This is a genomic window from Nonomuraea diastatica (assembly GCF_004349015.1).
GTDB classification, from domain to species: Bacteria; Actinomycetota; Actinomycetes; order Streptosporangiales; family Streptosporangiaceae; genus Nonomuraea; species Nonomuraea diastatica.
In genome coordinates this window covers 38,327-46,140 of sequence record NZ_SMKP01000071.1, presented here as the reverse complement: position 1 = coordinate 46,140, position 7,814 = coordinate 38,327, and the positions used below count along the sequence as shown (strand labels likewise).

7 protein-coding genes and 1 pseudogene are annotated in these 7,814 nt (G+C 68.3%); 3 read left to right on the top strand and 5 right to left on the bottom strand.

The window, feature by feature from the left end; genetic code table 11:
• Nucleotides 1-127: 127 nt before the first annotated feature.
• From E1294_RS54145 to E1294_RS24510, 4 genes are all read right to left on the bottom strand, one after another.
• A complete protein-coding gene (locus E1294_RS54145) occupies nucleotides 128-1,393 on the bottom strand; it encodes a hypothetical protein (RefSeq protein WP_181958549.1) in 1,266 nt (421 codons plus the stop codon).
• Nucleotides 1,390-2,448, bottom strand: coding sequence for a tyrosine-type recombinase/integrase (locus tag E1294_RS24520; RefSeq protein WP_132511894.1), 1,059 nt, complete (start codon nucleotides 2,446-2,448; stop codon nucleotides 1,390-1,392). Before E1294_RS24520 ends, E1294_RS54145 begins: the two co-directional genes overlap by 4 nt.
• A gap of 306 nt (nucleotides 2,449-2,754) precedes the next feature.
• Nucleotides 2,755-3,111: a transposase gene (locus E1294_RS24515; RefSeq protein ID WP_484213982.1), complete on the bottom strand. Its 357-nt coding sequence runs from the start codon at nucleotides 3,109-3,111 to the stop codon at nucleotides 2,755-2,757.
• Nucleotides 3,112-3,123: 12 nt separating this feature from the next.
• On the bottom strand, nucleotides 3,124-4,134 hold the full coding sequence (locus E1294_RS24510; RefSeq protein ID WP_132511891.1) for a helix-turn-helix transcriptional regulator: 1,011 nt from the start codon (nucleotides 4,132-4,134) through the stop codon (nucleotides 3,124-3,126).
• 102 nt (nucleotides 4,135-4,236) lie between these two features.
• On the opposite strand from E1294_RS24510, the gene E1294_RS24505 reads away from it, so the two are divergent.
• Together E1294_RS24505 and E1294_RS24500 are read left to right on the top strand one after the other, a co-directional pair.
• Nucleotides 4,237-5,481 (top strand): FAD-dependent oxidoreductase, encoded by a 1,245-nt coding sequence (locus tag E1294_RS24505; protein ID WP_132511889.1) that lies wholly within the window; start codon nucleotides 4,237-4,239, stop codon nucleotides 5,479-5,481.
• Between the two features lie 268 nt (nucleotides 5,482-5,749).
• Nucleotides 5,750-5,911: pseudogene (locus E1294_RS24500) on the top strand (Mu transposase domain-containing protein); the annotation flags it as partial.
• On the opposite strand, the gene E1294_RS24495 reads toward E1294_RS24500, so the two are convergent.
• Complete coding sequence (locus E1294_RS24495; RefSeq protein ID WP_132511887.1) at nucleotides 5,897-6,667, bottom strand: class I SAM-dependent methyltransferase; 771 nt, start codon at nucleotides 6,665-6,667, stop codon at nucleotides 5,897-5,899. The pseudogene E1294_RS24500 and the gene E1294_RS24495 overlap by 15 nt on opposite strands.
• Nucleotides 6,668-7,167: 500 nt before the next feature.
• Between E1294_RS24495 and E1294_RS56010 the strand changes: the two genes are divergently transcribed.
• On the top strand, nucleotides 7,168-7,653 hold the full coding sequence (locus E1294_RS56010) for a hypothetical protein (protein WP_246083241.1): 486 nt from the start codon (nucleotides 7,168-7,170) through the stop codon (nucleotides 7,651-7,653).
• Nucleotides 7,654-7,814: the final 161 nt, after the last annotated feature.

The following is a 7,814-nucleotide window of genomic DNA, read 5'->3' as shown; positions in this document are numbered from 1 at the left end:
GAGACCGACGACCTCCCCGCCCTGCACACTTTCACCCGCGGCGTCCGCCGTGACCAAGACGCCGTCACCAACGGGCTGACCCTGCCCCACAGCAGCGGCGCCGTCGAGGGCAATGTCTGCCGCGTCATTATGTGGAATCTGATCTGTCAAGCGGGCTGGCGATCACGCGCGGGTTGGGGCCGAGCAGCGCGGCGATGCTGCGTGGGGTGGCCAGAGCCCGTTGCGGGTCGAACCGGCGGGGCAGCCATTCCCACTCCTGGCAGTCCCGGAAGAACGTCCTGACCGCGGCGAGCTGGCTGGCCTTGCTCGAGGCCTCCAGCGGTTTGCCCATCCGTTCCTTGAGGCCGACGGTGCGTTCGGCGAAGTCCCCGACGTTCATCCGATCCAGGGCGGCGGCCAGTGCCGCGCAGGTCTGCCGGGTCCAGGCGGCTGGATCGGTGGCCTGGGGCTGCTCCGCAGCAGCCCACCTGCCGATCTTGAGCAGGATCGAGCGGGTTCCGTTCCTGGTGTTGGGGGTCAACGTCGAGGTGGCGTGCCAGCGTTCGACCCACTGCGTCCAGACCTGCGGTGCTCCGCCGGCCTTCGCGGTGGCGCCGCCGGTGGTCAGGACGGGCGGCCGGCAGAATCCGAGGTCGGTGACCGCGCGTTGAACGGCGTGCAGGGTGTTGAGACGTGCTCCGTTGCCGAAGAGCCGTTCGGTCCGGACGCGGTCGAACAGATCGGTGGCCAGATCTTCGAGGTGCGGGCTGCGGTTGAGCAGGAACAGCTGGCAGATCACCATCGGTAGGAGCTTGTCGTCGTCCTGACCGAGCCGGTAGCCCCATCCGGCCAGCACAGCCCTGACCCTCTTGATCTCTTCGTCCACGCGGGTGCGTCCGAAGATCCGCCAGGCCAGCGGGAGACGTTGGAAGCTGCCCAGTCGATGGAACTCGTTGAACCCGCCGAGCAGGTAGGCGTGGTTGGCCACGTGGGAGCGGACCGCATCGTCTGCCCAGGCGGGTGCCGACTGCCGGAATCCGGTCTGGTCGGCGCCGAGTACGTCCACCCATTCGGCGGCCGTCCAGCCCCAAAAAGCCCGTCTGGTCTGCACGCAGCGCAACAGGAGTAGCGCTGTCGCATCGGCCATGGCTCGGCGGCGGTGGCTGGTCGGCGGAGAGTCCAGGCTCCCGTCAGCCAGCTCCAAGGGGCGCAGCAGCCGTCTGATCGCCGCCCAGCCCGAGGCATGAGGATCGTGTCGCTTCAACCGCCGCAGGTTCTCCAGGCCGAGTTCGCTGATCGCGGTGACCTCGGCCTCGCGGAGGACAACGTCGGCGTCGTGGAGATCCGCGGGGATCGGCCAGGACCAGCGCCCTTCAGCGAGTTCGCTGGCGGCCGTGGTCAGTGCCGCCGTCACCGCGCCGCCTGCGCGGTGGTGCCGGTGAGCATCTGGACCCTCCAGGCGTGGATGTGGTCCATCCCGCTGGCCAGCTTCTGCGCCAGGTCACGACCCGACAGATGGATGTAAGCCAAGGTCGACTCGGTCGACCTGTGGCCAGCGAACGTCGCGATCGCGTGCAGCTCCCAGCCCATACGCGCCAGGTCCGTCAAGCACAGGTGCCGTGTCGTATGCGTGGAAAACTGCGGCACTCCGGCCTCCAGAGCGAGCCCGCGAACGACCTTCGACCAGGTCCACAAGCTCAGCGGCTGGGCGTAATTGCGACGCGACTCCGACAAGAACAACGGACCGCGTGCCCGGCTGATCGTGGCCCGGTGCGCCGGGTAGGAGGTCATGAGCGCCCCGGTCGCCGTCGAGTACGGCACCACCCGTTCCAGCCGGTTCTTCGTCGTCTCGGCCCGGACCCGCAACGTCCGATGCGCCGGATCCAGATCATCGGTCCGCAGCGAGCACAGCTCCTCCCGGCGCAGCGCCGCGTCATAGGCCAGCGCCAGCATCAGCCGGTTCCGGATGCCCTCGCCACGAGCCACCTGCAGAACCCGCATCCACTGCTGCTCGTCCGGGATCCACGGCAACTTCGACAATCGCGGTACCAACCCGCGCTGCTGACCGCCGAAGCGTCGGCCGGGCGTGTACTTCCCGCGCCCGACCGGGTTGCTCTCCCGCAGGCCTTCCTCGATCAGGAAGTCGTAGAACAGCCTGACCGGCACCAGCCGCTGCTGGATCGTCGCGTTCGACAGCCCGGTCCCGGAGTCCAGGGACACCACGTTCGCGCCGTGCCGGTTCGGCCGGGTCGCCAGCTCCCGCACGAACACCGCGACGTTCGCCTTGTTCGCGGTGACCGGGTCGACGCCGTCCCGCTCGCACACCTCCAGGTACTCCGTGATCCCACGCGCGTAGGCATCAATCGTCCGAGGCGCCCGACCCAGATCAACCCAGATGCCCAGCCACTCGGCCGCCTTGTCGTACCTCCCCAGGACGGGCCACTTCTCCTCCAACACCAACGTGCCCAACACTGCCCCTCAAGTACGTGACGAGAACCGAAGAGGACATGATCACCCTCACGGTCTGATTCCACGTAACTTGTAAGGCCCTCAAGCGTCAGATGTTCGGCCGCGCGAACCTCGACCTACTCCGCAAACGGATTCTGCTGGCATAGCTCACTCACCGTGACCACATCACGATCTTTGTGCCAGAGCCAGAACCCAGTGACCGTTGACAGCCGGGCGCCTCCAGCACCTGCTCCACCCAGCCCGGCGCGGCGGACGAGATTGCTTCCAACGCGGCGCGCACGCACTCGCCCGCAAGCTCCAGCCGGTTCAGTTCCGCACCGCACCCAGCACGTGGGTGGAACCGGCGCGCTGCTTGCCACCTGGCTTGACCAAGCCTAACTCGCCCAACCGGGCCAGCAGCACCTCCAGTGCCCGCTCCTCCCGCCCATGAGCGGCCACCTGGGCACGAAACTTCGACAACACCGTGAAGTCGAAGCCGGGATCGTCCAACGCCAGGCCCAAGCCGTACTTCCAGTCGATCCGTCCCCGGACCGCGTCGGCGGCCTGCCGATCGGTCAGGTCCTCGGCGAACTGCAACACCGTCACCAGCGCCAGCATCCCCGGCGACTCGGCCAGAGCTCCCCGGACACCGAAGGCATCGGCCCATACCCGTTGGAGTTTCAGACCGTCAGGCCGTCACGCGTTCTCGACGGAGCCAGTCGCTACTGCTCGCCACCTGCGCACGAGCCGGCGGCAGGCTCGTCTCAGCTCGACGGGTGTCACATGATCCAGATCGGCGTCGAAGGTGGCGAGAAGCCCGGCGACACCCGCCCAGGACCACGCCCCGATCGTGAGGCGGCAGTGATCGGGACCGAGGTGCTCGACAACCGATCCGCCGGGTGCCCAGCGTGCGACGGTTTCAGCGGGCAGATTCAGGCGTGCCGTACCGGTGCACTGCCAGGTGGCGGGGGTATCGCCGCGGTCGTGGCTGGTCATGACGAAGCGTGCGACGTCACCGCCGGGCAGGTCTCTGGGCGTGAAGGGGAGGCCGGTGGGCGGGTGCAGGTGGAGGCGGTCGAGGCGGCGTACCCGCCAGTTGCCGTCGGCGACGTCCCAGGAGACGAGGTACCACCGTCCAGCCCAGATCACCAGGTGATGAGGTTCGATCCGGCGAGCGGGGGCGAAGTCGTCATCGCCCGGAGCAGGGCGGGTGCCGTCGGCTCTCACCGTGTCGACGATCAGGAGGTGGCGGTGGCGCACCGCGCTTCCGGCGGCTTTGAGTCTCTCGGAACCGATGGGGGGCGCGGGGAACTCCCAATAGTTCTGCAGGCTGGTCACGTGCAGCGACTCCATGGCCGTCCGTAGCCTGGCCGGCATGACGCGTTCGATGGTGTTCAGAGCGCGTCTCGCGTCCTCGCCGAGTCCGAAGATGCTGCTGGGCGCGGTCTGCAGGGCCACCGTGATCGCGAGCGCCTGCTCGTCGTCGAACAGCAGGGGTGGCAGGGTGCGCCCGGCGCCCAGCCGGTACCCGCCGGCTGGGCCGTGGATGGTGACGACGGGGTAGTCGAGGGCCCGCAGAGTCTCGATATCGCGGCGGACGGTGCGCTCGCTGACTTCCAGCCGCAAGGCGAGCTCGCTCAGCGACCAGCATTGGGGGGTCGCGAGCAACGACAGCAAGCGCAGTGCGCGTCGTGAAGTGTCGGCCACGTGCCCATCATGCATCTGATGAGGGCCATCCGGTGTCCACTACTAGTGGCACTGTGTCCAGTAAGACCTTGTCAGCGAGCTAAAAGGGAAGTCGTGCTCAGAATGCGTACCATCGTCGTTGGGGGCGGAATCGGCGGTTTGGCGCTGGCCGCGGGGCTGCGCCGGCATGGTTTCAACGTGGCGGTGCTCGAGCGGGACACCGATGTCACGGCAACCGGGGGCTACCACATCACCCTCGACGGGCGGGCCCAAGAAGCCCTGCGCCAGCTCGTCCCACCGAAGATCGTCGAACAGCTGCTGGCCTCCTCATCGGCGCTCCGGCTACGCGACCCGGACGCGCTCTGGGACCGGCACGGCCGTCTCCTGGGCTACGGGCCGCAGCTGGCCGACAGCCCGAGCGTGGACATCGACCGCATCACGTTGCGGACCCTCCTTGCGGACGCGGTCGGCGAGGATCTCCACCTAGGGCAGACGGTCACCGGCCTCGGGTACGCCGACGACGGCACACCGCAGGTCGTTCTCACCGACGGGGCGATCCGACAGTGTGACCTGCTGGTGGGGGCGGACGGTACCCACTCGCTGGTCGCCCGGCACCTCGCTGGCGGCCCGACGAGCGCACCCGCCGGGATCGTCGGCTTTTCCGGCAGGACGGCGGCCGAGAACCTGAGCCCGCCGGAGCAGCAGCGGCTCGGAACGCGATCGGGAATGGTCATCGCTCCTCGGGGCGCGGCACTCTACGTCGGCTTCCTCGACCCCGTGGGCAATGCCGTACTCGATGCCCCCGACCAACGTACCGCGATCACGAGCGGCCCCACCTACATCTGGGGCGCCATGTTTCCCGAGTCCGCCGAGACCGACTCGGTACGCGGACTTCGCGGGGAGGAGTTGCGGGATGCGTTACTGGCCAGATTCCGCCGCCAAGGATGGGGAGAACGCCCCCTCGAGGTCATCGTCAAGGCCGATCCCGGCAGCATCGCCGCGTTCCGCTTCAACGCCGCCTCCTCACGCGTGAGGGACCTCGCTCCCTGGCCCGCCGGTCGCATCACCGCTTTGGGTGATGCCGTGCATGCCACCCCGCCGACCGCTGGCATGGGAGCGGGCGCTGCCATCCGCGATGCCGCCAGCCTGCTGACGCACCTGCGTGAGGTCATCGACGGCTCCTGCACCCTCCCCGTGGCCGTCAGCCAGTTCGAGGCGGGCATGCGGGTGCGTGGCAGCGAGATTCTCATTTTGGCTATGCGGACTGTCCGCTGGATTCTGGCCACCGACACTCCGTTGGGTGCGGCGGTCACCGCTGCGGCAGCCCCTGTGATCGCGGCAATCAGCCAGCTCAGGCGTCAGCGCTGAACCCGATCCCTTCCTGGCCCATATGGGGGTCCCCGTACGAGTGGGCGGAGGCGTGGGGGCCCCGGCATCCCGACCGCGACCTGCACGACTGGACTCAGGAAGGCCGCGAGCTGCGGGGGCGGTTCCCCGAGCCCACCTTTGAGGAACTCACTCAGCTCATCGACGCCGCGCGCCGCGCCCGGCAGGATGCTCTGGTGGACGTCCTCGCCGAGCGAGGCGGCATCACCCGAAAGCAGGCGGCTGACCGCCTGACGCAGGGCGGGGAGAAGTGGACCGCTACAGCCAGATCACGGTGGGCACCAACCGCTACTCGGTGCCGGCTCGGCTGATCGGCCGTCAGGTTCGCGTCATGCTGCACGCCTCGGAACTGGTCGTCTATGACGGCCGGGAGGAAGTCGCCCGGCACGAGCGCCTCCTAGCCAAGGCCGGCATCTGACAGTGGTACTTCGAGGACGAAGAACAGGAAGGTGGGGTTGCTCGAAAGGTTATGGAAGCCGTCGGGGAACAGCTCACGGGCGGCCGGGTCGGGCTGCGGCTCGCTGACGATGGCAAGGCGGAAACCTGCGGTGGTGAAGGCATCGGTCATCGCGTGCAACGGCTTGCGCCAGAGCCTCATCGGGGTGGACTGCCCGTTGAGCCTCCAATCGAAGGTATAGCTGGTGGTCGCAAAGTAGTCGGGCCGAGGATCCTGGAACGTGTAGGCCACGAACGGGTGGTCCACGGACGCGATCAGCCGGCCGCCGGGCCTGAGCACTCGCCGCAACTCGGCCAGCGTCGGTCCCCAGTCCTCCAGGTAGTGCAGCACCAGCGACGCGACCACGTCGTCGAACGCACCGTCGGCGAAAGGCAGGGGGTCGCTCAGGTCGACCACTTGCAGGTCCGCGTCGTCACCCAGCCTCCGCCTGGCCAACGCCAGCATCGCGGCGCTGGAGTCGATGCCGGTGACGACCGCTCCGCGGTCGCGTAGTGCAGCCGACAAGGGGCCCGAGCCGCAGCCGGCGTCCAGGATCCGACGGCCAGCCACGTCTCTGGCGAGGGCCAACATCGCGGGCCGCTCGTAGTACGCGTTCGCGAGGCTGTTCTCGTTCTCCGCCGAGTACGCCTCGGCGAAGCTGTCGTAGTTATTCACCTGGTCCCGATCTGCGGACTGGGCGAAGCTCTCGGGCACGTTGGTTACGCGTTCCATCGGCGCAGCCTAGCGATCTTTGGTCGCGTTTCTGGACATTTGTCGAGTTTCCGATGCGCGAACACATCGGCGCCGTGAGCCACTCACCCTTCGATGGCACAGGCTCAAGGTTGGACGTCAGAGAACAACGGCGGAGCAGGCGCTGTCATTTCTCACCAACATTTCGCGCCGTGCTGATCTCCAACCGCTGCCAGAACTCACCTACAAGCGCTGTTCGTTCAGACCGAGCAATCAAGGGCCCTGCTCAGGCGGGCCAGCATCAGCTGACCGCCTGCCTCCCGCACCGGTCCCCCATGCTCGCCTGGATGTGACCGGGGCGGAACACCATGGTACGATGGCTGGCTGCTTCGCCGAGGTCCGCCCGCCCATCCATCGTGACAAGTGGCATTGCTTATCGCAGATAGCGGCCCATTATCTGTGGGATCGCTGATCGCGACCTGCGGTAACGGATGCGGGCCGCAGCGTGAAGCGGCCCTGTTATCTGTGGCAAGGAGGACGCCGTGCCCGCCGTGACGCCGCTGTCGGCCGCCCAGCGCCTGACGGTCCGCGCCGCGGCCGACGCCTTCCTCGACACCCTGCCCAACCTCAACACCGTGCGCGCCTACGCTGCGGGCGTCGGCAAGATCGCGCTCCGGTTCGGCGAGTATCGCCCGCTCGCGGCGGTGGCCGACGACGAGATCGGCGAGGCCCTGGAAGCGCTGTGGGGAAGCGCGGCGGTCAACACCTGGAACGCCCGCCGCGCCGCGATCTTGTCCTGGCTGGCCTGGTGCCGCGAGCGCGGCCACACCGCACCAGCCGTGCCCGCCTGGGCCAAGCGGCTGGCCGCACCTGACAGCCAGACCCCCGCCCGCTCCAAGACCGCGATCGACCGGCTGATCGCCCGCCGCGACGTCGGCATCCGGGAGAAAACCTCTACCGGCTCCTGTACGAGACCGCCGCCCGCGCCGAGGAAATCCTCACCCTCAACATCGAGGACCTGGACCTGACCGCCCGCCAGGCGCGGGTCAAGGCCAAGGGCGCCCGCGCCAAGACCCGCCGCCGCGGCCAGGCCCGCGAGGACTTCGTCCTGGAAACCGTCTACTGGGACGCCGGCGCCGCCCGCCTGCTCCCTCGCCTGCTCAAAGGCCGCACCTGCGGCCCGGTCTTC